The organism is Alicyclobacillus tolerans, from assembly GCF_048984885.1.
Classification (GTDB): domain Bacteria; phylum Bacillota; class Bacilli; order Alicyclobacillales; family Alicyclobacillaceae; genus Alicyclobacillus_I; species Alicyclobacillus_I tolerans.
The window spans coordinates 1,259,594-1,284,917 of record NZ_JBMGNK010000002.1; the positions used below are offsets into that span (position 1 = coordinate 1,259,594).

The window sequence follows — 25,324 nt, forward strand, 5'->3', positions numbered from 1 at the left end:
CATTAGGAGGCTTTCTTTTCATTGAACCAAGACAATACGCCGCTTTTTGATATGCTGCTCAATCATGCATCGCGTCAACCTACGCAATTTCACATTCCCAGTCACAAGCGTGGCAGGGGAATGGCAGGCCGATTTCGAGAGTTTATTGGTGAGAATGCACTCAGTATAGATTTGGTCAATATTGCCCCTTTGGATGACTTGCACCAACCTACAGGCGCAATCAAGCAGGCTCAGGAATTAGCCGCACAAGCTTTTGGTGCGGATGTGACGCTCTTTTCAGTACAAGGGACAAGCACAGCTATTATGACTATGGTTCTGAGCGTCGTGGGACCAGGTGATACCATTTTAGTTCCGCGCAATGTTCATAAATCTGTCTTGACGGCCATTATTCTAGCTGATGCTCGTCCCGTTTTTTTGCAACCAGTGGTCGATCGCGATTTTGGCATAGCTCATGGCGTTTCACTGGAGACAGTCGCTTCTGCTTTAGAACAGCACCCGCAGGCCAAAGCTCTGGTGGTCATCAATCCCACCTATTTCGGTGTGGCAGCAGATTTGGAAAGCATTGTATCGCTGGCGCATCAATACGGTGTTGCAGTATTGGTGGATGAAGCGCACGGTGTGCATACCGCCTTTCATGAGGCGTTACCCATTTCCGCGATGCAGGCAGGAGCAGATATGGCGGCGACAAGTGTACACAAGTTAGGCGGCAGTCTCATTGGGTCAAGTGTCTTAAATATTCGTGAAGGCATGGTGGATGCACGTCACGCCCAGGTGGTGTTGAGTATGCTCACCACAACTTCTACATCGTATTTGTTACTCGCTTCATTGGATGTGGCGCGCCGTGAACTTTTTCTTCACGGACACGAAGCGATTGGACGAGCCATCGAATTAGCCAATCACGCCCGTGAGAAAATCGATCAAATTCCCGGCCTCACTTGTCTTCGTCCGCTGACGGGCAATAGCGCGGTATTTGCCTTTGACCCTACAAAACTAACCGTTTCTGTGAAAGATTTGGGGTTGTCAGGTTACGATGTAGAACGTATTTTGCGTGAAGAATACAACATTGAGGTAGAATTAAGCGATCTTTATAACATCCTCTGCATTCTCTCTTGGGGAGATTCAGAAGAAGATGTAGAGCGCCTGGTTCTGGCCCTTGAGGATATTTCCGCAACCTATGAAGAGCGTCGCCAAACTCGAGCGTTAGAAGTTCGCACACCACCTGAGACAACACTCTGTATGCCACCGCGTTCAGCTTTTTATGCTGCGACAGAAGTGGTGCCCATTGAAGCGTCGGAAGGCAGAATTATTGCTGAAATGATTATGGTTTACCCGCCGGGTATTCCAATACTGATGCCGGGTGAGTCGATTACCCGGGAAAGCCTCCAATATATTGAAGCCAATCTGAGAGCCGGTCTTCCTGTTCAAGGACCTGATGATCCGGAAATTCGCACTTTAAAAGTTGTAAAGGAGAAGTGAGTGTATGGACGTTGTCGATTTAAAACCTGGCATGGATGCTCCTGATTTTTCTTTGCCGAATCAATATGGAGAGACAGTCCATCTGTCTGAATTGAAGGGACAACCGGTGGTGCTCTACTTCTACCCCAAAGACGATACACCAGGTTGTACAAAGGAAGCGTGTGCTTTTCGCGATTTAGCAGGCCAATTCTCTGCAATTGGGGCTAAAATCTACGGTATTTCTCGTGATAATGTGCAATCTCATGAAAAATTCAGTGAGAAATATCAACTTAATTTTCCGATTTTGTCCGATCCTGATGAAACAGTTTGCAATGCATATGGTGTAATTCGTGAGAAAAACATGTATGGGAAAAAGACCATTGGTTTAGAAAGGACAACGTTTGTCATCGACTCGGAAGGCAAAATAGCGAAAGTTTTTCGGCGCGTTCGCGTGGATGGTCACGCTGACAAAGTTCTGGAAGTTGTCAGGTCATTGGCTCAGGAGTAAACTGTATGCGGGAGGGATGGATATGGTCACGCTGACAGAAGCGGCGGCTGAAAAAATCCAGCAGTTGATTGAGGAACGAAATCGCCCCGATGAAAACGCTCTGCGTCTTTTTGTCAAGCCTGGGGGTTGCACTGGTTTCTCTTATGGTATGGCGCTTGACTCTGAAAAACCAGGCGATTTACGTTTTACCCTCAATGGTGTTTCAGTTTTGGTGGATCAAGAAAGTCTTCATTTGATAGATGGTTCAGAGGTTGACTATGTGGACGATTTAACAGGACAAGGTTTTAAAATTAACAATCCCAACGCAACTTCCATGTGCGGCTGTGGAAGCAGTTTTCGTACTGCCACTGAAGCAGGCCAGCCTGGTTCTTGTGATTGAAAAATTAGCGTACACCAGAGGGTCTTGCGGGTTTTCCGTAAGCCCTCTTTGACGTTTGAGAGGACGATGCCTGTGTTTGAGCGAGTGTTGAAAGATCCAGTACATGATGAAATTGTGGTGGACGATGCCTGGATTTGGTCACTCGTCAATACGGCTGCTGTGCAACGATTGCGCAGAATTCGTCAGTTGGGCACTTCCTATCTCACTTTTCATGGTGCTGAGCACAGCCGTTTCAGTCATTCTCTAGGCGCATATGAGACGATGCGACGACTTTTGCAGCATTTGCAGAAGCGCTTTGGCTGGCCGTATTCCGATCGCGATCGGAAACTTGCCTTAGCTGTTGCGCTTTTGCATGATGTGGGACATGGCCCCTTTTCGCATACTTTTGAAAAGGTGTACGCTTATCACCACGAGGACTGGACTCGGAGAATTCTCTTGGAAGATGAAGAGATTCGTCGCAGGCTGGACGAAATAGACACAGATTTTGCGCAAGATTTAGTGGGTGTTTTAGAAAAAAGAGGGAAGTTTCCAATAATACAACAGTTAATATCCAGTCAATTGGATGTTGATCGGATGGACTATCTGCTGCGAGATGGTTTACATACGGGTGTATCTTACGGAAGTTTTGAATTGGCAAGAATTCTTCGTTCTATAGTGATTAGTGATGGTCAGGTCGCGATCTCGGAAAATGCCATTCATACAGTCGAGCAATATATTCTTGCGCGGTATTTCATGTATGCACAAGTCTATTTGCATCCCGTTACAATTGGCAGCGATGTACTTGTGGCGAATATTCTCAAACGCGCTCGCGAGCAGCAGGAGACAGCAGCTTTGTACCTTCCAAAAGCGTTAACGGCTATACTTCATGAAGATTCTCGCCCGCTTTCCGTAAAAGAATACCTTGCGTTGGATGAGTCTACGCTTACCTATGCGTTTCATTTATGGAGTGGAAGTAAAGATGAGGTTTTGGCGGATTTATCCAAGCGTTTTCTGTACAGAAGATTACTCTATCCGATTGTCTGCAGTGAACCTTCTTTGGAGATCAGGGCTCAGTTGCGCACCTTGATACGGGCCAACGGCTACGATCCAGAGTATTACTTTGCCGGGAGAACTTCTGGAATTACTGCTTATATCTATCATGGGGAAGGTATTTCAATTGCTACGAAAAAAGGTGACAAAGTAGAACTAAGCCGACTTTCCAAACTGGTGCGTGAGCTCTCAACCTCAGAGGAATTTTGTCTATTCTTGCCGCGTGAGATTTTTTTGGAGAATGGAGAGACAGCGGAACGAATCCGCCGCCTCTTACAAGTTTCTGTTTATCCGTCTTGAACGTTGCCCAAACCAAAACCATAAAACTGCTAATCCTAGAATAACGGCGCCTATGGTACTCAATGGTTTCAAATGTTTGTCAATGATATCAAAATGTGCGGCCAACTGATAACCGGCGATGGTTAAAGCGATATTCCAGGGTAAGGAACCGAGAAACGAATAAAATAAAAATTTTCCTAAACGCATTTTCGCCATACCTGCAGGCAGGGAAACAAAGGTGCGCACCGCAGGAACTAGTCTGCCTAGAAATACGGTGATTTCCCCATATTTTGCAAACCACTGTTCGGCTTTCTCGAGGTGATGGGGATTCAGGAGAATAAATCGTCCATATTTAAGCACAAAGGGTCGACCGCCATAATAGCCAATCATATAGGCGATATAACCGCCAACCACATTAGCTAAAGTTGCGACTAGAATGACAGGAACAATGGAAAGGGTACCCTGGTGTGAAAGATAGCCGGCATATGGAACAACGACTTCTGAGGGTATAGGGATACAGGCGCTTTCTAAAAGCATGAGCAGAAATAAGCCGAAATAGCCATCGTGGGCAATCCATAGGTTAAAATGATTAGACACAGTCTTCCTCCTTTTTGTGATACCTCTACTATCGTAAACGATGAGAGTATGACTGACAATCTGAAAGACGGGTTGAGTGACGTATGGATATTTGGCGCTTTTTTGTCCACACGATGGGTTTAGGAATACAAATCTTTGCCAGCCTACTAGGAATATATCAAACTTTACTTTCCTTCCCTGGTTATTTCCCTGCCAAAAAACCGCATACCCATTCTCCGGAAAAAAAATTCGCCATTCTGATTCCAGCTCATAATGAAGAACGAGTGATTGGCTTTTTGCTGGATAGTTTGTTTGCTCAGGACTATCCCAGCCATCTCTATGACATTCATGTGATTGCTGATCACTGTTCTGACCATACAGCGGAGGTAGCTTTAGCCCACGGTGCTAAGGTGCACTGCCGGGAACAATCGACACAACGCAGCAAAGGTTATGCTATTGAATGGATGTTGAAACGACTCCAAGAGATGTCTGTCTCTTATGATGCTGTACTTATTTTTGACGCAGATAATTTGGTAGAAGCCGATTTTTTACAAGCAATGAATCATCATTTATGTACAGGCCATCGAGTTATTCAGGGTTATCTAGGAGTGAAAAATCCGTTTGACAGTTGGGTTACGGTATCACAGGCTGTTTCATATTGGTTTAGTAATTGCATGTGGCAAAAAGCCAGGAATAATCTGGGGCTTGCTTGTTCACTCGGTGGTACGGGTGTATGTGTGGATTTCAACCTTTTAGCAGAAATGGGCTGGCACGCCACTGGATTGGCGGAAGATCTGGAGTTTGGCGTGCGTTGTATTAGGCGTGGTATTTATCCTGTGTGGGCGCATGAAGCTAGGGTATATGACGAAAAACCAATAGACCTTGTTTCTTCTCTACGTCAGCGGATACGATGGATGCGAGGTCATTTTTATTGTGCAAAGCGAAATTTTTTTCCTCTTCTTAGCAAAGCATTGCAAAAACGTGACGTTCGTCAATTGGATGCGGCGCTCTATCTTTTTCAACCCATACGCTTTATGATCCTTTTTCTCATATCTCTTATGGTGTTTTTTCATATCTCCATCTCTAGCGATATGGGTATAAACCATCTGTCTGGCTTATTGCCAACTTATTTTTGGATTCTGATAAGCGCTATTCTCTATTTGCAGATACCCTTTGCATTGTTTCTTGAGAAAGTAAATTGGCGTGCATATTTTGCGCTTCCTTTGTTGCCTATATTTCTTTGGACCTGGGGGCCAATTACACTCTATGCGTTTTTATCCTGTTCTGATCAACGATGGAGTCATACAGAACATAAACGCAGTATACGTATGGATGAACTGTAACAGGCTCATGCTTGACTTTTGACAGTACTCATACGTTGTAGAGCTTCTCGAATAGACATTCCAGGAAAGATACCCAGTGCTTCCGCTGATTGTGTGCAACTTTCCACCTGTCCCATCAATAATTCTTCGATGGTTTTTACACCTACAGCTCGTGCAGCCACGATTTCTCGTGCAGCTAAACGTGTTCGCAGCAACTCTACATCGAGTGCTCCACACATGACATAGCCAACTTCATTGGATATGGACAGGAGTGTGGTTTTGGGTAAATGAACTTCAACGGCTGTAAATGTTTGTTCGTCAATTTGAATCGGATACAGTCGTACCAAGGTTTTCTCCTCCTTGTTGAGTTGCCTAACTTTGTTTCTGCCTATTCATAGTATGACAAATGCACAAAATCCTTGTAGGTGATTTGCCTGCACAAGGCATTCTGTATGGAGGATGTGGTACGATAGGGAACAAAAGCAGAAGAGTGGGGCAAGAATCAGAAATTCACTTCCTTAAGATCGTATGGTGAGGAGGAAAAAGAATGTCGCTTGATATGTTGAAAGTTGTTCAATCGCTGACAGAAGCTGATGGTGTCCCTGGGTTTGAAAAAGAGGTTCGGTCTTTAATGGAGCAATATCTTAACCCACTGTCCAATCGGTTAATTAAAGATGGTATGGGTGGGGTGGTTGGCGAGAAAGTCGGACAAGCAGATGGACCACGCGTTCTGCTTGCAGGGCATTTGGACGAGATCGGCATGATGGTTACATACTTGACGGACGAAGGTTTTGTTAAATTTCAGACACTCGGTGGCTGGTGGTCTCAAGTCATGCTGTCTCAGAGAGTGACGATACATACGAGAAAAGGCAAACTGACAGGAGTCATCGGTTCTAAGCCGCCACATATTTTGAAACCTGAAGAACGCAAACAAGCAGTGGATATCAAAGATTTGTTTATCGATCTCGGTGTCAAGAACAAAGCGGAAGCGGAAGAACTGGGCGTTCGTCCTGGAGATGCCATTGTTCCTTGGAGTCCGTTTACTCGTTTGGGAAATGGTCATTTCTATTGCGCTAAAGCTTTGGATAATCGACTTGGCTGTGCCACCGCGGTTGGTGTATTGGATGCTTTGCAAAATACGGAACATCCCAATATTCTGTATGCTGGTGCGACTGTTCAAGAAGAGGTTGGTTTGCGCGGCGCTGTCACATTGGCGAATGAAATTCAGCCGGATATCGCAATTGCGCTAGATGTTGGAATAGCCGGTGATACACCAGGATTGACGAAGTCGGATGCTTTGTCCAAATGTGGTCAAGGACCTTTGCTAGTTATCTTTGATGCTTCCATGATTCCCAATCCGGTATTCCGAGATTTTGTTTTAGATACGGCAGCAGAAGTGGGGATTCCTTGCCAAGTGGAATCTATATCAGGAGGTGGAACAGATGCTGGGCGTTTCCATATCAGCGGCAGCGGAGTTCCGTCTGTGGCCATTGGCTATCCAACCCGATATATTCATAGTCATACGTCAATTTACTGCCACGATGATTTTGAGCAGGGTGTCAAACTTTGTACAGAACTGGTCAAAAGGTTAGATAAAGAGACAGTAGAACGAATTCGAAACCAGTATTAAAATGGGATGGATGTTGTAAAGCTGACGAGCAGAGTGGGGGAGTTTCATGATACACCATGATTTGGTCAGTTTTTTGGAGGGCCTATGGAGAAATGCCCCCTTAATGGCTGCTTTGGTTGGCATATGTGTTGGCCAAATACTGAAAATACCGATTCATTATTTTCGTACTCGCCAATGGGAATTGCATAAAATTATAGACGCTGGTGGCATGCCGAGCTCGCATGCCGCTGGCGTAATGGCTTTGACAACCGCGCTGGCTTATGTGGTCGGTCCACAATCTCCCATATTTGCTACGTCTGTAGTTTTTACCGCGATTGTTATGTATGACGCGGGGGGGATTCGTCGTCATGCGGGAGAGCATGCCGTTTTATTGAATCGCATTGCCATGGAGCTTTCTCTTAATTCAGAATCAGACAGTTCATCTTCTTCTGTTGAACAAGAAGGGGAAAGATTAAAAGAGATCTTAGGTCATGAGCCGCAGGAAGTCATACTGGGAGCTGTGATTGGATTACTCATTGGCATCGTCTTTGGAAAATGGTGGATCTGGTAAAAAGTGATGTTCTTCACGCTGAATTTTATCTAAAACCATCTGAATGGCATTATAAGCGCTATCTGTACGTGAAGAGCCGTAAATCACCACGGGTCCGTCTTGAGGAATACCCACAGCATAATAGGGTCCGTTTATTTCTGAATACAACTCAATCTCATAAGATGTTTTTTCTGTAGTGTACACAAAAAATTCTTTATGAGTTAATCTGTGCCCATCTGGTAATGATTTGAGTAGTTCATCTTCTGTTTTTTTATCTCGCAAATTCTTTCATCCTTTCCTTAATGAATGGAGCATCGGATATGTTCAGTAGAGCCATTGAATGGGAATGGTTCCCGTTTAGTGCAGCTAGAGAACCTGCGGCAATATTGGCTGTTATCCCTTTTTCCGGAGGCTGGATTTGGGTGAAGCATCCTCAGCGTGGCTGGGAATTGCCTGGGGGAAAAAGAGAATCCAATGAGCCACCAGAACAAGCCTTACGCCGCGAAGTTTTTGAAGAAGCGGGTGCGCTTATTACGAATCCACAATTAATCATGCAGTATTTAGTACCTGTGGAGAAAGATTCTTTTCATGTGAAATGGGTTTATCTCTGTGAACTGGAAGATATACAAAAAAGACCTGCCAGCAGTGAAATTGTTGATGTACGCTGTTTTCGGCCGACTCCTTCACCGGATACGGTAAAGGATCGGCCTGATATGTCTTTTGTAGTCAAAGATGGCGTGTATACTGAACTTTACAGAAAATTGGCGAAGAATTTTTTTGAAAAAAATTAAAGTTTAGGCAAATTCCTTAACAGCTTCTTCAAACAAGGATGCATCTAGTTGCAGTTCACTTGCGGCCAGAGGTGTCGTGGCATAGTTGTGAATCATATCTTCATATGCTGGTCGAGTCGCATCACGATAAATGAGACCCGTTACCAGTCCATGGTGTTCACGTACAAGATTCATGGCGCGACCATAATCAGCAGCATCATAGTCAGGGAGATCGTCTACAGATATCAAATTTTCTTTATACCACTCATAAGTATTCACCTTATTATAAGTGACGCATGGACTGAAGACATTAATCAACGCAAAACCTCTATGTTGAATACCTGCAGCAATCAGATCTACCAGTTTGCCTACCTCACTCGAAAATCCTTGCGCTAAAAAGGAGATGCCTGCTGCCAAAGCCAATTGTGCTGGCATCAGTGGGTATTCAATATTTCCATGCGGTGTTGTTTTGACTTGAAAACCATGCGCAGATGTTGGAGAATGTTGCCCTTTCGTCAGACCATAAATCTGGTTATCCATAACAATATAAGTAATATCCATATTGCGTCTAGCCGCATGGATGAAGTGGTTGAGCCCAATGCCAAATCCATCTCCATCTCCCCCAGCGGCTATGACTGTTAAATTACGGTTAGCTAGCTTGACTCCTTGAGCTGTTGGTAAAGCTCGACCATGAACGGCATGAAATCCGTAAGCATTGATGTAGCCTGAGATTCTCCCAGAGCATCCAATGCCAGAGATAACAGCGACCTCATGCGGTTCTTTATCCAATTGCCCAAGGGCGCGTTGAATAGCTGCTTGTACAGAAAAATCTCCGCAACCGGGGCACCAGTTGGGTCTGACTTCGTTTCGAAAATCTTTCATGCTTGCCATACGCTCACCTTCCTCGCGACTTCTTCGGCGATCTCTTTTGGTAAAAAAGGGCTACCATCGAATTTTAAAATTGAGTGTAGGGCGCCATTCGTCGAAACGTTAAAAAATCCGAGTAAATGACGAATTTGTCCAGTTGCGTTGTTTTCTACCACAAAAATTTCTTCTTTATGAGCAAATGCTTCTTGAAGGGCTTGAACAGGAAAGGGTAAAAGTTTATGAATATGAACATGAGTGGAGGAGATACCTTGTTTTTCTAATATTTCAACCGCTTCTTCCAGAGCGCCAAAATTAGAACCAATTCCAAGCAACACAGTCTTTGCGTTTGGATTGCCGTGACAGGATACACTGTGATTGAGTTCAACACCCTGCAGTTTTCGCATGCGTTTTTCCATCATTTTTTGCCGATTCAGCGAGGTTTCGTTAGGGCGCCCAATTTCACTGTGTTCTACACCCGTTACGTGATGTAATCCACCTTTCGTGCCAGGCAAAACTCGAGGTGACACGCCATTGGCAGTCAGTTCATACCGCTTGAATTGGTCATGGATGTTTTCAGAAGGTATGTCGTTCATCAAGGTGGAACCTCTTTGTATGGAAATATCGGACAACTTGAGCGGTTCTGTTGTTTGTTTGCTTAATGAAAGTTGCAAATCAGTCATGACAATGACCGGACACTGGTATTGTTCAGCTAAATTAAACGCTTCACCCATCGCTTGAAAACACTCTTCAGGAGTGGCTGGGGTTAGCACAATTTTAGGAATTTCGCCGTGAGTGCCAAAGAGCGCTGCGAGAAAATCAGATTGTTCTTGTTTAGTAGGTAGACCAGTAGAAGGGCCGCCGCGTTGTGTATCAATAATCACAGTTGGCGTTTCAGTCATTCCAGAAAGTCCAATAGCTTCCATCATCAATGCTAACCCCGGACCAGATGTGCAAGTGAAAGCTCGCGCTCCGCCATAGTTTGCGCCTATAGTCATGGTCATAGCTGCAATTTCATCCTCTGTTTGAACCACTGCGCCGCCCACTTTAGGCATCTTTTTAATGAGGTATTCCATCACGTCAGAAGCAGGAGTGATAGGATAAGCAGCCATCACTCTAGCACCAGCAGCTAAGGCGCCAAGACCAAGAGCATCATTGCCCATCATAAAAAGTCGTGGCACACCATCAGCGGGAGCTAGTGGCATGAGCATATCAGGTGTGGCTTGCTCTTTGATGGCATCGTATCCGCTTTGTAGCGCCCGCATGTTTTGCTCAACAACCGCTGCACCTTTGCGGGAAAACTTTTCTTCTATCACGGATCGAAATACATCGAGAGACAATCCGAGTAGATAACAGGAGGCACCGAGTGACACCATATTTTTCATAATGGCCGATCCGTTTTCTTCAGCAAGCTGTGTCAGCGGAATACTGACAAGTTGAACATGTTGGGGAGCAGTGGGCTTAAATTTAGCATCGGCAATCACTATGCCGCCTTCTCTTACATCAGAAGCGTTCAGATCAATGGTTTCTTGGTCAAATGCCAATAAAATATCCGTGTAACTAGCAATAGCTCGATGAGGGATAAGACTTACGCGCACTTTGTCGTTAGAATGCCCGCCTTTAATTCTTGAAGAAAAATGACGAAAAGAATAGATATAATACCCTTGACGATTGAGTGCTACGGCAAACGTTTCACCAGTACTCTCAACACCTTCACCTTGTTGACCGCCAACTTTCCAGGACAGTTCAGTTAGCAAGCAGCTTCACTTCCTTAATGAGGTTGTCAAATACAAAGTTTGAAAGGAAAGGTCTTAAAACTTATCTAAATCATCATACAGTCGATAGATTTAGACTATTCTACAAAAATAAGTCTGTGTCCTCCTTTCCATTTGTCGATTTTATTGGGTTTCATTATACTTTACGCGAGTGAACCGAGAAACGGGAGGCTGGAATGAATGTATTTGACGGATGTAATGAAGAAAAAAATCGAAGCTCAATTGGATGATTTAGAACAAATGATTGAGTGGATGGACTCGCAAGTCGAGCAAGGCGAGAAGGAGGAGGATTGGACACAGAAACTTGCTGCCGAGCGAGCCCTCTATATCGCAGTAGAATTAATGACCAACGCAGCTTCAGACATTATTGATGCTATGGTTATGCGTGATCCTGGAGGATACTCAGATATTTTGCTTGTGCTGGTTGAGGAAAAAATTTTGAGTCAATCGTTATTTGAACAACTCCTCCCTCTTATCGATTTGAGAACTCGTTTGCTCAGAGAGCTCGCGCGTATTCCCAATGCGGATATCTTTTTCGCTTTGCAGAGTCAGCGTGGATATTTGCGAAACTTTTGCAAACAACTCCGGAGCTATATGGAGCATCCTTATTGAAGAAACATTTTCTTTCGATGGTTCGGTTGCAATATGAAACCATCTTACTTTTTGATGATGTTTAACTCCAAACTCAATAGCCGCTTGATGGGAGGGCAACAGGACATCGATATGTCTGCCGCGGATAGCGCCACCTGTATCCTCCGCAATACGCCAACCAAGTCCTTCAATATAGACAAGGGTTCCATAAGGAATATAGCGCGGATCAACAGCGATGGTTCTGCCTACGGTTGCCCTAGCTCCTGTTGAGGTTACTCCAAACCCTGGCATGCCAGGAGCTTTGCCCGTACACCCTGCATCTAGAGCGTAAGCGGTGAGTGTAAAATCTCCCTGCCCTTCTTCTTTCAATAAAATTTTTTCCTTTTGTAATGCAGGATGTTTAGGAACTGTACTTTGTAAATTGACATCTGGAGTTGCTTTTAAACTCGTTGCTTGTTTCTCCTGCTTCAGTTTTCCAGCTTCATGAAGTGGATGGGTTTCAAGCGAAGCAGGACAAGCCAATCCACTGCACAAACTGATGATACATGCAATGATGGAATGCATTTTATGAGAAATAATCATGCTTGTACCTTGCCAAAATTAGATGAAGTTTATACATGGTATGAAATAAATTGATTTTAATCGGAATGAATGAGGAAAATGGAGACAAGTGACGAATGATCGACATGAATGAAATTCTGCTTATTTGGGGGGAAGTTCATGCTAGATAATTGTCCGTTATGTATGGGAACTGTAAAGGGATATATGATTGAGGTAGATCGTCCGTCCGTCTTGCAAGAAGTGATTCAATCGCTCTCTCAGCACTCGCAAAAAGAATGGCAGCCTGTTAATCATTCGCAATTATGGGTAGGAAATCGATTATTTTTCGACTGTTTGTCGTTTTGGAGTGAATATTACTCCTTAGAAAATTGGGATTTTTACGAAGCCGTGAAATTAGGCAGTGAAATAGAAAAAATGAATCATGTGACTTTCCATGAGGTGGTAGCCAGAAGACCGGTGCTGTGGGTTGATGAGATTATCCAACGCGATCAAATTCATATGATGTATCAACCGATTGTTCATGTTCAGCATAAGCAAACGATTGGCTATGAAATGCTTGCTCGAGCTCTGAAGCCAGATGGGTCTTTGATTTCACCAGCACTCTTATTTGAATCTGCCCGCAATCAAAGTGAGCTTTTTCGTTTAGATCGAACATGCCGCATCAAGGGTATTCAAGCAGGGCAACAACTGAGTCAAGAACAGTTGATTTTTGTAAATTTTATACCTACGTCTATTTACATACCAGAACACTGCTTACAAACAACAATGAAAGCGGCTTACGAGAACGGAATTGATAATTCACGCATCGTATTTGAAGTTGTGGAGACAGAAAGAGTAGACAATTTGGAACACCTGAAACGTATTCTCCTTTATTATAGAAGAGAAGGTTTTCGATATGCGCTAGACGATGTGGGTGAGGGTTTTAATGATCTATCTACCTTACTCGCCTTAGAGCCAGATGTTGTCAAATTGGATCGAAAATTTGTTAAAAATATACATTTGGATAAAGAAAAACGCGATCGAGCAGAGAAAATTTATCGACTGACTTCTTCTATGAATGCTATAGCTCTGGCGGAAGGGATTGAATCTGCTGAAGAGGCTCGAATTTTAAGGGAAATCGGATACGATTGGCAACAGGGATACTATTACGGTAAGCCGAGTTTCTCACCTTCATCAAATTCTGAAGTATTTTTATGAAAATAAAAAGCCGCATCAACTGTGCGGCTTTTTGGTGAGCCATCCGCGACTCGAACGCGGGACACCCTGATTAAAAGTCAGGTGCTCTGCCAACTGAGCTAATGGCTCGTATCGGGACAACGAGATGTATCATATCATGAATGTTGAATGGTTGCAAGTGGTTTTTGCCCATAGTTGAAAAGAAAAATTTTCTTTTTTAATTACTCTGTTCAGAGAAAGGGTGGATGCATCATTCATCCTATATGTTTTAATTTTAATATAGAACAAGCCATGAAAGGTGTAAGTGGGATGGTTCTGTGGAACTCAGTATTACTTCGGAAAGGCGTGATTCCAACTCCAGGATGAGATTCAATCGCTGACGTAAGGGCTTATAATTTACAGAGGTAATAGAGCCGCCCGCCATGTTTGGACTCGATACCAGCGTAAAATGGGAATAAAACTGATGGACATCAATACCCATGCGCTTACATTTAGAGCGGCGCTAAGCAACAGTTGTGTTCCTAGAATATGTAAAAAATTTTTCTGTTGCTGGTGATATCAGCTTTTCTACTATGCGAAACAATGACGTACAAGCTAACACAACCGGACAAACATAGAGTAGCAGCATACCAAGCACCGTACCCAATAAAAGCCAGAGTGAATAACGCAATTGGACAAAGGCTGAACGGGTTACCATTTTCCAAACAGCACCAAGCCCAGGGTAGGCGCGTAGACTTGTTACCTCATTACCCAATCCAAGCCAAAGTTTTCCTCTTCGAGATTGAACGAGTCGCGCTAGTGAGCAATCATCAATCAGTGCTCCGGCTATGGGAGTCAATCCGTCTTCTGTTCCAATGAACGAATGTCGGACCAAAATACTGCCACCTGCTGCCGCCGCCGCTTTGGGGTGATGATCACGAGACACCCAACGAAAAGGATATAGTTTAGCAAAAAAGTACACGAAGGCTGGAATCATAAGGGAGCCCCAAAACCCAGTAAAGTGGAGGCGAACCATGATGGAAACGAGATCAAACGAATCGCGACATGCTTTATCCACTAGACGTTCCAGGGAGTGAGGAGGGTGAAAAATATCGGCGTCTGTAAACCATAGAAAATCAGTGTCCACGGGCACATGCAGCAGTCCTGTTTGCATAGCCTACACTTTTCCTGCCCAACCTTCTGGTAAAGGGGGAGCCGATACAATCGTCAGTCGCTCTGGATGTTTTGACAAAACGGCCGTCTTTTTTGCTTCCTGAACAGTCTCATCATGACTTTGGTCGTCCACTAAAATGACTGAAAAGTGTCCTTGATAGGATTGATTGAGCAGAGCACCTAACGTTTGAGGAATCATGTCAGCCTCATTTCGTGCAGGTACAATCGCACATACGCTGGGCCAATTAAACGTCTGATGCTTTTTTGACAATGGCTGCGCGGTCAACTGTAAATGGGTTTGCCAAAATCGTCCGCGAAAGAACAGCAGCCAAAACCAGGCTAGGCATGTAAGCGCTCCTATAGCGATCGTCCACATCTTTGCCCCACCATCCTAGTTACGAGTCATACGATTTATTTTTCCCGCTGCTTCACAAGCGTCGCTGGCAATGCGTCTGGCTGCATGAGGTTTTGCCAAATGTCCAGCGCGTGTGGATAAAGTTATCCGTAGAGCATCATTGGCAAGTAATGTTTCTATTTGCTCGCAAAGCGACTCTGGTGTTTTGGCTATCACCACTGCGCCACGCTGGGCAGCCCAGCGAGAATTGCCGGATTCTTGCCCTGGAATCGGACGATATATGACGATGGTTCGCTGTAAAGATAAGGCTTCCGACAATGTGATGCCGCCGGCTTTGGTGACAATGATGTCGGAGGCACGCATATAGTCAGCAATATTGTGGACATAGCCTAAAACTTCAATGGGGTGGAATGTGTCTTTTGCAATTAATTGACGAAGTTTCTCGGCTAATGTCGTGTCTCGACCGCAGATGACCACAAGGCGAAAATACTCGCGTGAGAGAAGAAGTTCTTGACAAGCTTCTACCACTCCTCCCAAAGTTCCGAGGGCACTCGACAGAAAAAGCACAGTGGGTACGTCTGGCCAGTTGAGCGCGGCTCGAGCAGCATGTGTATCGATGGTTTCAGAAAATGCCTCCCGTACAGGAATACCGCTGACAATGATTCGTTTGCTGTCGATTCCATGTTCCGATAGTTGTTGTTGCATCCGGCGTGTAGGAACGTAGTAGCGGTCTAAATCCGATTGGATCCATTCTCCATGTAGAACATAGTCTGTAACGACACCAAAGACCGGCGGCACCTTCTCATTTTGGCGTCGCATCGTAGAGAGAACTGCCATCGGAAGCGGGTGTGTGCAGATGATAACTTTGGGATAAACCGTTAGTACAGCCGAGCTTTCCCTGTTGGCCCTTGTTGGCGCTGCACTCTCATCATTCGTTGTCGGTTCACTTTCCGATCGTCTTCATCGCGCCCATATTGTAGCTGTCGCTACTCTTCCTATGTCGGTCCGGGGGATATCAAGCCGACTCCGACGGGCCGCATCGTCCTTGATACCATGACTGGGAAAATGCCAGCTTATGTGGAAACAGGTCTGAATCTAGTGGCTGTGGAGGATGTTGCAGAAGGGCATCTCTTAGCCTGGAAACGAGGTAAGACGGGAGAACGTTACATACTGGGCAATGAAAATCTAACATTTGGCGATCTCGTTGGGCGTATCGCTCGAATTGCTGGTTGCGCTGCTCCGCGCTTGCGCATTCCGTTGTGGGTGGCATGGACGGCGGCAGTCATGGATGAGTTTGTCCTATCAGCTTTGTCGGGACACACGCCGCGTGTGCCGCTTGCTGGCGTACAACTCGCCAGACGTCCAATGTATTTTACAGCGCAAAAAGCTGTTCGAGAATTGGGGTTGCCGCAGACATCGATTGATATAGCACTGAAAAATGCAGTGGAATGGTTCCGTAGCGAAGTATTACAGGATATTCCGGAAAGGATGATGAACCTTTGAACGTTCAACTGTCAGATTCGCTGCTTGCCGAAGAAGTGATACAGGCCGCCACTCGTTATTTACTCCATCTGCAACATGCAGAAGGATACTGGATGGCGTGGCTTGAAACCAACGTGACGATGGAAGCTGAATATGTATTTTTATTACACTGTATGGGACGGTGCAATCGCGATCGGGAACAAAAACTGGTTCGTCATATCCTGGCTGGTCAGACAGAGGAAGGGGCTTGGACGTTATTTCCTGGTGGACCAGGGGATTTGAATTGTACAGTGGAAGCTTATCTCGCTTTAAAAATGTTGGGTATGCAGGAGCAACATGAACCCCTTGCCAAGGCACGTAATTTTATTCAAAATCACGGTGGCGTAGAGTGTACAAGAGTTTTTACACGTATGTGGTTAGCTTTGCTTGGGTTGTATCCTTGGAAATCCATTCCTGTTGTGCCCGTAGAAATGATGTTTCTTCCGCGTTGGGCACCATTAAATATATACGATTTTGCCAGTTGGGCTCGTTCCACAATGGTCCCGCTTTCGATTGTCATGTCACGACGCCCTGTCTTTCCATTGGAGAACGGGCTTTCTATTGATGAATTGTTTGTCAGGGAACAACCATCACCTCCATTGAGAGGGGAGGACGGATGGGAAAGATTTTTTCGTGGAATCGATGAGTTATTGCACCTTTATCAAAAGTTTCCTTTTCATATAGGTCGAAAGGCGGCTGAACAAAAAGCCATCGACTGGATTCTCCGTCATCAAGAACGGGATGGAAACTGGGCGGGAATTCAACCAGCATGGTTTTATTCTTTACTGGCTTTAAAAGTTGTTGGTATGGAGAAAAGTGAAGCGTTTCGCAAAGGTTGGGAGGCTTTGGAGACTTTTGGGGTGGAAACGGATGATGGTCGCTGGTGGTTTCATGCCTGTATTTCCCCAACCTGGGATACAGGATTGTCCGTACTGGCGCTGACATCTGCTGGACTACCTAGCAATCATCCATCTCTGCTAAAGGCTGGAAATTGGCTGCTTCAGCAACAAATTTTCGTGCATGGGGATTGGAAAATACGACGCCCCAAAGCGCAGGGAGGCGGTTGGGCCTTCGAGTTTATTAATGATTGCTATCCCGATTTGGACGATACGGCTGTTATTTTGATGGCGCTGAGTAAGCTTCGTCTGCCGGATGAGGAACGCCGCAAAAAGTCCCTCACGGCCGGTTTTCAGTGGATGACTGCTATGCAAAGCAAAAATGGCGGTTGGGCAGCGTTTGACGCTGATAATATAACGAGTTTGCCTTGTCGTATACCGTTTTGCGATTTTGGCGCTGTAACCGATCCGCCTTCAGAAGATGTGACTGCGCATGTCCTGGAGTGCTACGGCATGTTCGGTTACGATGAAGCTTGGCATGTCGTTCGACGAGGCGTAGACTATTTAAAACGGACGCAACAGACAGATGGTTCCTGGTTTGGGCGTTGGGGTGTCAATTACATCTATGGTACAGGTGCTGTATTGCCCGCGTTAGCGTCTGTTGGAGTGAATATGAAAGAACCATGGGTACAAAGGGCACTGGATTGGTTGACAGCGCATCAGAATGAAGATGGCGGTTGGGGAGAGTCCTGTCTCTCTTATGCAGATCCGGCCTGGATTGGACGCGGCGAAAGTACGCCATCACAGACAGCTTGGGCGCTCATCGGGCTTGTGGCAGGAGGGCGGGCTAATACTCCAGCAGCAACGCGGGCTGTAGCTTATCTTCGAAATACACAGAGGATGGCGGATGGGATGAGACATTATACACAGGTACCGGTTTCCCACAAGATTTTTTCATTGGTTACCGGCTGTATGCGCATGTTTTTCCGCTCATTGCACTTGGCCGTTACAAGCAGGCGTTAGAAAAGCGTTAGGAGTTGTGCACCATGCAGGCGTTGACAGCAGGATTGGAAAAGGAATTTGCTTATTGCGCAGATGTGACTGCACAACATTACGAAAATTTTTCAGTCATTTCCTGGTTCATTCCTAAAGATTTGCGACCCCATTTCTGTGCTCTCTATGCTTACTGTAGAGGTGTGGACGATCTCGGTGATGAATGGACGGGGAATAGGCTGGAGGCGCTGGATCAATGGGAGCAACAGCTCGATCTTTGCTACAATGGAAGGCCAACCCATCCAATTTTTCGCGCTTTGCAGATAAGCATTCAAACCTATCATCTTGAAAAGCGTGATTTTCTGGCGTTGATTGAAGCCAATCGCATGGATCAAAGTATCTCCAGCTATGAAACTTTTTCGGATCTGGCCGCTTACTGTGCTTGTTCGGCTAATCCTGTAGGACGTCTGGTATTGCAACTTTTTGGTTATCGAGATGACAGACGTCAGAAGCTTTCTGATGATATTTGTACAGCTCTTCAATTGGCTAATTTTCTTCAGGATCTCAGTGTTGATATTCCACGTGGCAGACTGTATATTCCGCTTGAAGATTTGCGGCAGTTTGACGTTGACCTGACTGATTTACAAGCGGGGCGTTTTAATCGTCAAATTTCTTGCTTGATGGATTTTGAAATACAGAGAACCGAACAGTTTTTTCGTTCTGGGCAGCCACTTGAACATATGGTTCCGACTCGACTTGGAAAGCAATTGCGTCTTTATCGGCTCGGGGGACAGGCCATCTTGGAAGCTTTGCGTCGCAGAGGTGGCAACCCTTTTCCCAGACCTACTGTCAGTGCGCTGGCGAAGGCGATGCTTATTGTGAAACTGTTCATTAGTCCTCGGCACATTGGAGGTGAATCTCATTGACGCTGGATGAAGCCTATTCTGTATGCAAAAGCATTGCTCGCCAGTCAGGCACCAGTTTTTACTATGGTCTTCAATTGCTACCGGTTGTCAAACGTCGTTCCATGTACGCTGTTTATGCTTGGAGCCGATTGTGTGACGATGCCGTTGATGAATTTAGCGGTGAAGAAGCGATGAGCCAGTTAAATCGTATTCAAGAGGTATTGGAACGCGCGCTTGCAGACGATTATGAACAGCAAACAGATGCTATCGTCTATGCGCTTGGAGATTCAATTCGTCGATTTCAATTACCTATCGCACCTTTTTATGGATTGCTGGAAGGCATGCGAATGGACATTCAACCACAAATATATAGAACGTTTGATGAATTAAAAGAATATCTCAAACGAGTGGCTGGAACGATTGGCGAGATGTGCATCGGAATTTTTGGAATTCGTGAAGGAGACGCTTCAGAAATGGCTGTTGATATGGGTATTGCATTGCAACTTACCAATATCCTACGCGATCTGAAAGAAGATGTGGAACGTGGTCGTATCTATCTTCCCCAGGAAGACTTTGAACGGTTTGGGTACTCGATGGGAGATCTTAAAGCATTGCGTCATACACCAACGTTTATTGAATTGATGTCTTTTCAGGTTTCGCGAGCATACCAATTTTATCATCGTGTACGTCCTCTTTTCTCTATGGTTGAACCTGATTCCCTGCGTTGTATGCGTGTTTTGTATATGGTCTATTTTAATTTGCTGAAACGAATTGAGGAAGATGGCTATAATGTGTTAGCGCGTAGAATTCGCATTTCAACGCCACGTAAATTATGGTTGGTAGGAGAAACGTTATGGCGACCCAAAATGGTATAAACCGCCATATCCTCATTATTGGAGCAGGCTTTTCTGGGTTGGCAGCTGCTTGGCAACTCAGCGAAACTGTAGACCAAGATGTCTCCATTACATTGGTAGACAGCAGGCCTTACGCAGGTGGGCGGGCATTTTCATTCATTGATTCAAATGGTCTGCATCATCTTGACAATGGACAGCACATCTTGCTAGGTTGTTGTAACCGTTTCTTAGAATTCCTTGCGGCCATGGGTATGCCAGAAGCCGTTCGATTCCAACCCTTGTTGCGCGTACCTGTTTACTGTCAGGGACGCTGGTCTACCATTTCTAGTCTTTCATTGCCTGGTATATTTCATTTGCTGCCTACCCTCACCAACTATCGCCATCTTTCCTTTCGTGAACGTTTGCAAATGATCAATATGATACGTGCTCTAGAAGAAAATCCGAACGAAATGGAAGACATTTCATTTTTTGAATGGTTACGGATGCACGGTCAAAGTGAACGGTCCATCCATCGGCTATGGGATCTGGTTGGTGTGTCGGTTCTCAATACTAGAGCAGAGCATGCGAGTGCTCGGCAGGCGATACGCGCTTTTCAAACTGGCATTATTAATGGATGGAAGGCTGCAAGGCTCGGTTTTTTTCAGGTACCACTTGGCGATATTGGCAGACAGGCAGTCTGTGCTTTACGTAAACGAGATGTGACTATTCGTTTAAACTGCCCGGTTCAATCACTCATTGTACGGAATGACATAGTTGAGGGTGTCAAATTTAAGGATGGCAGCCATCAACAGGCTGATGATATCATTGCTGCTCTACCACCTGACGCATTGTTGCGTGTATTACCAGAAAATATACGTTCAATTTCATATTTTCATGAACTTCACCAACTATCCTGGAGTCCAATCGTTAACGTTTATTTACATTTTAATCGTCCCATTATCAAGGGAGATGTGATAGCTTTTGCTGAAGGCGTCTGCCAATTTCTATTTAATCGAGGACGGTTGTTAGGAATAGCAGAAGAAGATGGAAAACTCATTGGAGTATCCATTAGTGCAGCTGACCATTTACGACAAGTAACTGCTGACAATTTAATAGAAATGGTCATACATGAGCTTTGTTCAGCAGTGCCTGAGGCAAGAGACGCCACTTTAATCTCGGCAAAAGTTGTTTGGCAGCCCCAGGCAACCTTTTTGCAGTCTGTTGGAACAGGAGCGTTTCGTCGCTCAAGTCAGACACCTGTGAAAGGTTTATGGCTCGCCGGTGATTGGACAGACACAGGTTGGCCAGCTTGCCTTGAGGGTGCCGTCCGAAGTGGTGAATCTGCTGCACGAGCAGTTTCTCAATCTTTTTTTGAAGAAAATGGAAGTTAAAATTGGAAAATTTATTTCCAGATGTACATTAGCTTGGCATTTGGCTGCCGCTGCTTTGCAAGCATTGGTTAAGCGCAAAATGATTGAAATTGCCGAGCGTGTTTATATTCTTGCCGATCACAGTAAAATTCAAGTGCGCGATTTCACAAGTATTGCTAGTCTTGATGAAGTAGATGTACTGATTACAGATTTACAAGTTCCTGAAGAACAGATAGAAGACATTCGCAAGTTTGGTGTTGAAGTATTTCAAGTCTAGTCAGGGCTGCCTGTATAGAAGGGCAGCTTTTTAATCTTCTTGTAAAATAAATGCAATAACTCTTGCTGGTCCATGTACACCAATACTTAAATCGTTTTCAATATCCGAAGAACGGCTTGGTCCACTGATAAAATGCACAGCGGCAGGTAGCATGGCTTCCTGTTGCAATGCTGAGAATACTTCTCCAAGACGCAAACAAATTTGTCGACTACGGAGTATAACAATATGCACTTGGGGCATCAGATGAGTGCCACGACCTTCTGCTTTCCCGCTTTTCATGACCAAAGTCCCAGTATCAGCAATTGCCCAGGAACATCCCGTAATGCCAACCTGAACATGAGAAAATTTTTCGGGCCAAGTCTCATCCCAACGCAAGGCTTTCCATTTATCTAATATATTTTCGATATCAATAGGCCAAGCTGCCGTTTTTCCCCAGGCTCCCACACTTTGTACAGATAGTTCTGTAAGTAGACAATCTAAACTTTCGGTTAAATCTTGTTTGGAATCGAATCGTTTAGCTTCGCCGCCTTGCGATGTGAAATTTTCTATCCATTTCTCTAAACATTCTCTAGGCGTTAAGGAACGCTCTGCCCAAAATTCTGGGACTCCCGCCATTTCTTTGCGAATATGCGGCGGTTGTCCGAGCGAGCGGCCCAGTCGTTGGGCTATATTCTCAAGAAAATGATTTTTGTCCAAGCTTACCTTCCTTTCGTAATTTATTGAGATCGTTAGAATCCTATTCTCTTTTCAGAGAGGGCCATATTTCACGAAAAGATTGTTTGGGAAGCATAGGGAAGTCACGACTTTTTGTCCAGCCTGCTAAAGGGCCAAAAGAGGAACGGATTTTTCCTTCTTTCGCAAGTGGTGAGAGAAACTTCCGAGCCATTTTAATAGAGAGTCGATATCTTCCAGGTTTTGCAAATATATTTTCGTATCCCTTAAACGCCATACGTTCTGAGGGGTTTCCGTGACCTGAGGCAACAAGTTTTTGACGGTGTTGAACCAACATATCATGCAATGGAATTCGTACAGGACATGCTTCAAAACAAGCACCACAAAGGCTTGATGCATAGGGTAAATCGCTGTATTGTACTCCTTTTTCCAGAAGGGGTGAAAGCACCGCTCCAATTGGTCCGGGATAGACAGAACCGTAGGCATGACCACCCATATGTCGATATACGGGGCAGACATTTAAGCAGGCTCCACAGCGGATACAGTGAAGGACAGCCTGAAATTGTTCGTCTCCAAGTTGACGAGATCGGCCATTATCCAAGATGACTACGTGCATCTCTGTCGCACCATCGCGATCGGCCGAACGTTTAGGTCCTGTCAACATGGACATGTATGTAATCACATTTTGGCCTGTAGCGCTTTTCGGTAACAGATGAGCCATGACTTCTAAGTCGGCTAGAGTGGGCAAAATTCGCTCCATTCCCATGAGCACAATATGTGTGGGTGGTAAATTCATGACCATATCGGCATTGCCTTCGTTAGTAAAAAGTACAACTGAACCTGTTTCGGCAATACCAAAATTGCATCCAGTAATGCCGATCTCGGCTGAGAGAAATTCGGAGCGCAGTGTGCGACGAGCAAATGCTGTCAAATCGCGTGTTTCTGTAGTCAACTGAGTTGCTCCAGCATTTTCAAATAAATCTCGAATTTGTTCACGGCTTTTGTGTATAGAAGGAATAATGATATGCGAAGGTGTTTCTTTTGCTAGTTGAATGATATATTCACCAAGATCAGTTTCCACTACAGTAATACCATTGGCCTCAAGGTGTTGATTGATATGAATTTCTTCCGAAACCATGGATTTGGATTTGACAACTTTGCGGGCTTTTTTGGATTGAATAATGCTAAGAACTGCATCTGTTGCTTCACTGCTGTCAACTGCAAAATGGACATGTACTCCGACAGCTTCTAAACGTTCAATAAATTGAGCCAGGTAAGCATCTAAATTGGCAATCGTATGGGCACGAATTTGCTCTCCGCGTTCTCGCCATACCTCCCATTGCCCAAAAGACTCAGTGACAGCCTGCTTTCTGTTACGCAATCTATCAGTCGTAAATCGAACAGCATTGCGTAAAAATTCGTCCTGCACGGCGTTTTTGGCTCGTTCCTTCACTGACAGATGAGAAGTAGAGTTTGCATGTTTCACTGTGCGTCCACTCCCTTGGCAAGTTGCCTACCTTCATATAACAATTCGGCTAAATGCATAACTCGCACATTCGCTCCCTTGCGGCTTAGTCGACCGCCAATATTCATAAGACAACCCATATCTGTTCCCACCAGAACAGATGCTCCGCTTTCTAATACATGTGATGTTTTTTCCTCTACCATAGCACCTGAAATTTCGCTCATTTTGACGGCAAACGTTCCGCCAAATCCGCAGCAATCTTGAGCGTAAGGCAATTCTATCAATTGCAGTTCCTCGACCTGTTTTAAAAGACGGATAGGTTCGTCTTCGATGCCAAGCAGGCGTGATCCGTGGCAAGAAGGGTGGTAGGTTACAGTGTAAGGGAAGCGAGCGCCTAATGTTTCCACTTTCAATATCTGAATGAGAAATTGTGAGAATTCGTAGGTTCGATTCGCAAGAGATAACGCTTTTTCATGCCATTCTGGAGAATCGGAAAATAACTCTGGATAAAAGTGTCTTATCATACCTACGCACGAACCTGACGGACTGACGATGACATCAGATTCTTGGAACGCGTTTATCATGTTGATGGCAACACTGCGTGCTTCTTTACTATATCCACTGTTAAAGGCGGGTTGACCACAACAGGTTTGCGAAGAAGGAAAAAGAACCTCACAACCTAGGGATTGAAGCATTTTCGTCATAGATACGCCTACTTGTGGAAAAATACTGTCAACCATACAAGTAATGAATAAGCTGACCTTCAAACTACTTCGCCTCCTGACAGTTGAATGGACACGTGCAAAAGATGTTGCTGCATGGCAAACATTGCCTTCTCTCCATCGCCGTCTTGAATCGCTTCGAAAATAGCTTGATGCTGCTCAATCAGTCGCCGTTCTTCGCCGGGAATTCGATACAGTGCTAGACGGCTTTTCAATAGCGCTGACTGAACTCGTTCTGCAATAGTTTCCATTAGAGATTGCATGTAGGGATTATGCGAAGCCTTACTAACTGCATAATGAAACTCCCAGTCTGAAGTTTCTCCTAATTCTGCATGACCAGCATCTTGCTCCATCTGCTCTAAGATGCGCTCCATTTCCAGCAAGTGTTGACGAGTTCGACGTAAAGCAGCGTAATGGGCGGCGCCCGTTTCAATCCAAATGCGAAGTTCAAGCAAGGATTGAATATCTTTTGCCGTACTTTCTTCTAACTGCTCAACACTTCTAGAAATCTCATTTGTATCAAGCGTAGCTACAAAAGTTCCATCTCCTTGGCGAACTTCTACCAATCGAATGGCACGCAGAGCACTGATGGCTTCCCGAACGGCTGCTTGACCAACACCAAGTGATTGGGCAAGAGTTTTTAAAGAAGGCAAACGGCTACCTGGAGGAAAGGTTCCATCCAGAATAGCGTTTTTTATCTGTTCGGTCACCAAATCATAAGCTTTCGATTGTTGAACAGGAGTGAGTGTCAAGGCGAAGAACTCCTTTCATGAATGGAT

At 44.9% G+C, this 25,324-nt stretch carries 25 protein-coding genes, 1 tRNA gene and 3 pseudogenes; 16 read left to right on the plus strand and 13 right to left on the minus strand.

Features of this window, described 5'->3' with window-relative positions; all coding sequences use genetic code 11:
• Window positions 1–21 precede the first annotated feature (21 nt).
• From ACOJUR_RS06180 to ACOJUR_RS06195, 4 genes are all read left to right on the plus strand, one after another.
• Complete coding sequence (locus tag ACOJUR_RS06180; protein WP_072873461.1) at window positions 22–1,476, plus strand: aminotransferase class I/II-fold pyridoxal phosphate-dependent enzyme; 1,455 nt, start codon at window positions 22–24, stop codon at window positions 1,474–1,476.
• A gap of 4 nt (window positions 1,477–1,480) precedes the next feature.
• The gene (gene bcp / locus ACOJUR_RS06185; RefSeq protein ID WP_203114479.1) at window positions 1,481–1,963 is read left to right on the plus strand and encodes a thioredoxin-dependent thiol peroxidase; all 483 of its coding nucleotides are present in this window, start codon (window positions 1,481–1,483) and stop codon (window positions 1,961–1,963) included.
• 22 nt (window positions 1,964–1,985) lie between these two features.
• Window positions 1,986–2,342: a HesB/IscA family protein gene (locus ACOJUR_RS06190; protein WP_072873459.1), complete on the plus strand. Its 357-nt coding sequence runs from the start codon at window positions 1,986–1,988 to the stop codon at window positions 2,340–2,342.
• Window positions 2,343–2,414: 72 nt separating this feature from the next.
• Window positions 2,415–3,671 (plus strand): HD domain-containing protein, encoded by a 1,257-nt coding sequence (locus tag ACOJUR_RS06195; RefSeq protein WP_306953018.1) that lies wholly within the window; start codon window positions 2,415–2,417, stop codon window positions 3,669–3,671.
• Here the strand turns inward: ACOJUR_RS06195 and ACOJUR_RS06200 are convergent.
• Window positions 3,645–4,247 (minus strand): DedA family protein, encoded by a 603-nt coding sequence (locus ACOJUR_RS06200; protein ID WP_242650247.1) that lies wholly within the window; start codon window positions 4,245–4,247, stop codon window positions 3,645–3,647. The two genes, ACOJUR_RS06195 and ACOJUR_RS06200, sit on opposite strands and share 27 nt — an antisense overlap.
• An 83-nt stretch (window positions 4,248–4,330) precedes the next feature.
• On the opposite strand from ACOJUR_RS06200, the gene ACOJUR_RS06205 reads away from it, so the two are divergent.
• On the plus strand, window positions 4,331–5,569 hold the full coding sequence (locus tag ACOJUR_RS06205; protein WP_072873456.1) for a glycosyltransferase family 2 protein: 1,239 nt from the start codon (window positions 4,331–4,333) through the stop codon (window positions 5,567–5,569).
• A 5-nt stretch (window positions 5,570–5,574) separates the two neighbouring features.
• Here ACOJUR_RS06205 and ACOJUR_RS06210 read toward each other — a convergent pair whose 3' ends face one another.
• Entirely contained in the window at window positions 5,575–5,895 is a 321-nt protein-coding gene (locus ACOJUR_RS06210; RefSeq protein WP_072873455.1) for a YunC family protein, read from the minus strand.
• Window positions 5,896–6,095: 200 nt separating this feature from the next.
• Between ACOJUR_RS06210 and ACOJUR_RS06215 the strand changes: the two genes are divergently transcribed.
• Window positions 6,096–7,178 carry a M42 family metallopeptidase gene (locus tag ACOJUR_RS06215; protein ID WP_072873454.1) on the plus strand — a complete coding sequence of 361 codons (1,083 nt, stop codon included), beginning with the start codon at window positions 6,096–6,098 and terminating at the stop codon, window positions 7,176–7,178.
• A 46-nt stretch (window positions 7,179–7,224) separates the two neighbouring features.
• Window positions 7,225–7,728, plus strand: a complete 504-nt coding sequence (locus ACOJUR_RS06220; protein WP_203114477.1) for a divergent PAP2 family protein — start codon at window positions 7,225–7,227, stop codon at window positions 7,726–7,728.
• On the opposite strand, the gene ACOJUR_RS06225 is transcribed toward ACOJUR_RS06220, so the two are convergent.
• Complete coding sequence (locus tag ACOJUR_RS06225) at window positions 7,687–7,989, minus strand: hypothetical protein (RefSeq protein ID WP_420949534.1); 303 nt, start codon at window positions 7,987–7,989, stop codon at window positions 7,687–7,689. The genes ACOJUR_RS06220 and ACOJUR_RS06225 overlap by 42 nt on opposite strands.
• A 38-nt stretch (window positions 7,990–8,027) precedes the next feature.
• On the opposite strand from ACOJUR_RS06225, the gene ACOJUR_RS06230 reads away from it, so the two are divergent.
• Entirely contained in the window at window positions 8,028–8,498 is a 471-nt protein-coding gene (locus tag ACOJUR_RS06230) for an NUDIX domain-containing protein (RefSeq protein ID WP_420949535.1), read from the plus strand.
• A 3-nt stretch (window positions 8,499–8,501) separates the two neighbouring features.
• Here the strand turns inward: ACOJUR_RS06230 and ACOJUR_RS06235 are convergent, their stop codons facing one another.
• Together ACOJUR_RS06235 and ACOJUR_RS06240 are read right to left on the minus strand one after the other, a co-directional pair.
• Complete coding sequence (locus ACOJUR_RS06235) at window positions 8,502–9,368, minus strand: 2-oxoacid:ferredoxin oxidoreductase subunit beta (protein WP_072873450.1); 867 nt, start codon at window positions 9,366–9,368, stop codon at window positions 8,502–8,504.
• On the minus strand, window positions 9,356–11,098 hold the full coding sequence (locus tag ACOJUR_RS06240; protein WP_420949536.1) for a 2-oxoacid:acceptor oxidoreductase subunit alpha: 1,743 nt from the start codon (window positions 11,096–11,098) through the stop codon (window positions 9,356–9,358). Before ACOJUR_RS06240 ends, ACOJUR_RS06235 begins: the two co-directional genes overlap by 13 nt.
• Before the next feature lie 270 nt (window positions 11,099–11,368).
• Between ACOJUR_RS06240 and ACOJUR_RS06245 the strand changes: the two genes are divergently transcribed.
• Window positions 11,369–11,728, plus strand: a complete 360-nt coding sequence (locus tag ACOJUR_RS06245; protein ID WP_420950513.1) for a DUF86 domain-containing protein — start codon at window positions 11,369–11,371, stop codon at window positions 11,726–11,728.
• A 57-nt stretch (window positions 11,729–11,785) separates the two neighbouring features.
• On the opposite strand, the pseudogene ACOJUR_RS06250 reads toward ACOJUR_RS06245, so the two are convergent.
• Window positions 11,786–12,289, minus strand: a pseudogene (locus ACOJUR_RS06250) (3D domain-containing protein); the annotation flags it as partial.
• Between the two features lie 138 nt (window positions 12,290–12,427).
• Here ACOJUR_RS06250 and ACOJUR_RS06255 point away from each other — a divergent pair.
• Window positions 12,428–13,465, plus strand: coding sequence for an EAL domain-containing protein (locus ACOJUR_RS06255; RefSeq protein ID WP_420949537.1), 1,038 nt, complete (start codon window positions 12,428–12,430; stop codon window positions 13,463–13,465).
• A gap of 32 nt (window positions 13,466–13,497) precedes the next feature.
• Here the strand turns inward: ACOJUR_RS06255 and ACOJUR_RS06260 are convergent.
• The 3 genes and pseudogenes from ACOJUR_RS06260 to ACOJUR_RS06270 form a co-directional block, all read right to left on the minus strand.
• A tRNA-Lys gene (locus ACOJUR_RS06260) sits at window positions 13,498–13,573 on the minus strand.
• 373 nt (window positions 13,574–13,946) lie between these two features.
• Window positions 13,947–14,972 (minus strand): annotated as a pseudogene (locus ACOJUR_RS06265) (glycosyltransferase).
• A 15-nt stretch (window positions 14,973–14,987) separates the two neighbouring features.
• The gene (locus ACOJUR_RS06270) at window positions 14,988–15,812 is read right to left on the minus strand and encodes an MGDG synthase family glycosyltransferase (RefSeq protein ID WP_420950514.1); all 825 of its coding nucleotides are present in this window, start codon (window positions 15,810–15,812) and stop codon (window positions 14,988–14,990) included.
• Between the two features lie 192 nt (window positions 15,813–16,004).
• Between ACOJUR_RS06270 and ACOJUR_RS06275 the strand changes: the two genes are divergently transcribed.
• The 6 genes and pseudogenes from ACOJUR_RS06275 (at window position 16,005) to ACOJUR_RS06300 (ending at window position 21,686) form a co-directional block, all read left to right on the plus strand.
• The gene (locus ACOJUR_RS06275) at window positions 16,005–16,454 is read left to right on the plus strand and encodes a Rossmann-fold NAD(P)-binding domain-containing protein (protein WP_420949538.1); all 450 of its coding nucleotides are present in this window, start codon (window positions 16,005–16,007) and stop codon (window positions 16,452–16,454) included.
• Window positions 16,455–16,489: 35 nt separating this feature from the next.
• Window positions 16,490–18,342, plus strand: a pseudogene (shc, locus tag ACOJUR_RS06280) (squalene--hopene cyclase).
• 12 nt (window positions 18,343–18,354) lie between these two features.
• Window positions 18,355–19,227, plus strand: a complete 873-nt coding sequence (gene hpnC / locus ACOJUR_RS06285; RefSeq protein WP_072873438.1) for a squalene synthase HpnC — start codon at window positions 18,355–18,357, stop codon at window positions 19,225–19,227.
• Window positions 19,224–20,081, plus strand: coding sequence for a phytoene/squalene synthase family protein (locus ACOJUR_RS06290; protein WP_420949539.1), 858 nt, complete (start codon window positions 19,224–19,226; stop codon window positions 20,079–20,081). The genes hpnC and ACOJUR_RS06290 overlap by 4 nt, the downstream gene beginning before the upstream one ends.
• Entirely contained in the window at window positions 20,060–21,430 is a 1,371-nt protein-coding gene (gene hpnE / locus ACOJUR_RS06295; protein ID WP_420949540.1) for a hydroxysqualene dehydroxylase HpnE, read from the plus strand. Before ACOJUR_RS06290 ends, hpnE begins: the two co-directional genes overlap by 22 nt.
• Entirely contained in the window at window positions 21,420–21,686 is a 267-nt protein-coding gene (locus ACOJUR_RS06300; RefSeq protein WP_420950515.1) for a DeoR/GlpR family DNA-binding transcription regulator, read from the plus strand. The genes hpnE and ACOJUR_RS06300 overlap by 11 nt, the downstream gene beginning before the upstream one ends.
• 30 nt (window positions 21,687–21,716) lie before the next feature.
• Here ACOJUR_RS06300 and ACOJUR_RS06305 read toward each other — a convergent pair whose 3' ends face one another.
• The 4 genes from ACOJUR_RS06305 to ACOJUR_RS06320 are packed head-to-tail and all read right to left on the minus strand — an operon-like array spanning window position 21,717 to window position 25,297.
• A complete protein-coding gene (locus tag ACOJUR_RS06305) occupies window positions 21,717–22,382 on the minus strand; it encodes a LutC/YkgG family protein (RefSeq protein WP_420949541.1) in 666 nt (221 codons plus the stop codon).
• A gap of 40 nt (window positions 22,383–22,422) precedes the next feature.
• Entirely contained in the window at window positions 22,423–23,844 is a 1,422-nt protein-coding gene (locus ACOJUR_RS06310; RefSeq protein WP_420949542.1) for a LutB/LldF family L-lactate oxidation iron-sulfur protein, read from the minus strand.
• On the minus strand, window positions 23,841–24,590 hold the full coding sequence (locus ACOJUR_RS06315) for a (Fe-S)-binding protein (protein ID WP_420949543.1): 750 nt from the start codon (window positions 24,588–24,590) through the stop codon (window positions 23,841–23,843). The genes ACOJUR_RS06310 and ACOJUR_RS06315 overlap by 4 nt, the downstream gene beginning before the upstream one ends.
• Window positions 24,587–25,297 (minus strand): FadR/GntR family transcriptional regulator, encoded by a 711-nt coding sequence (locus ACOJUR_RS06320; RefSeq protein WP_072873426.1) that lies wholly within the window; start codon window positions 25,295–25,297, stop codon window positions 24,587–24,589. The genes ACOJUR_RS06315 and ACOJUR_RS06320 overlap by 4 nt, the downstream gene beginning before the upstream one ends.
• Window positions 25,298–25,324 lie beyond the last annotated feature (27 nt).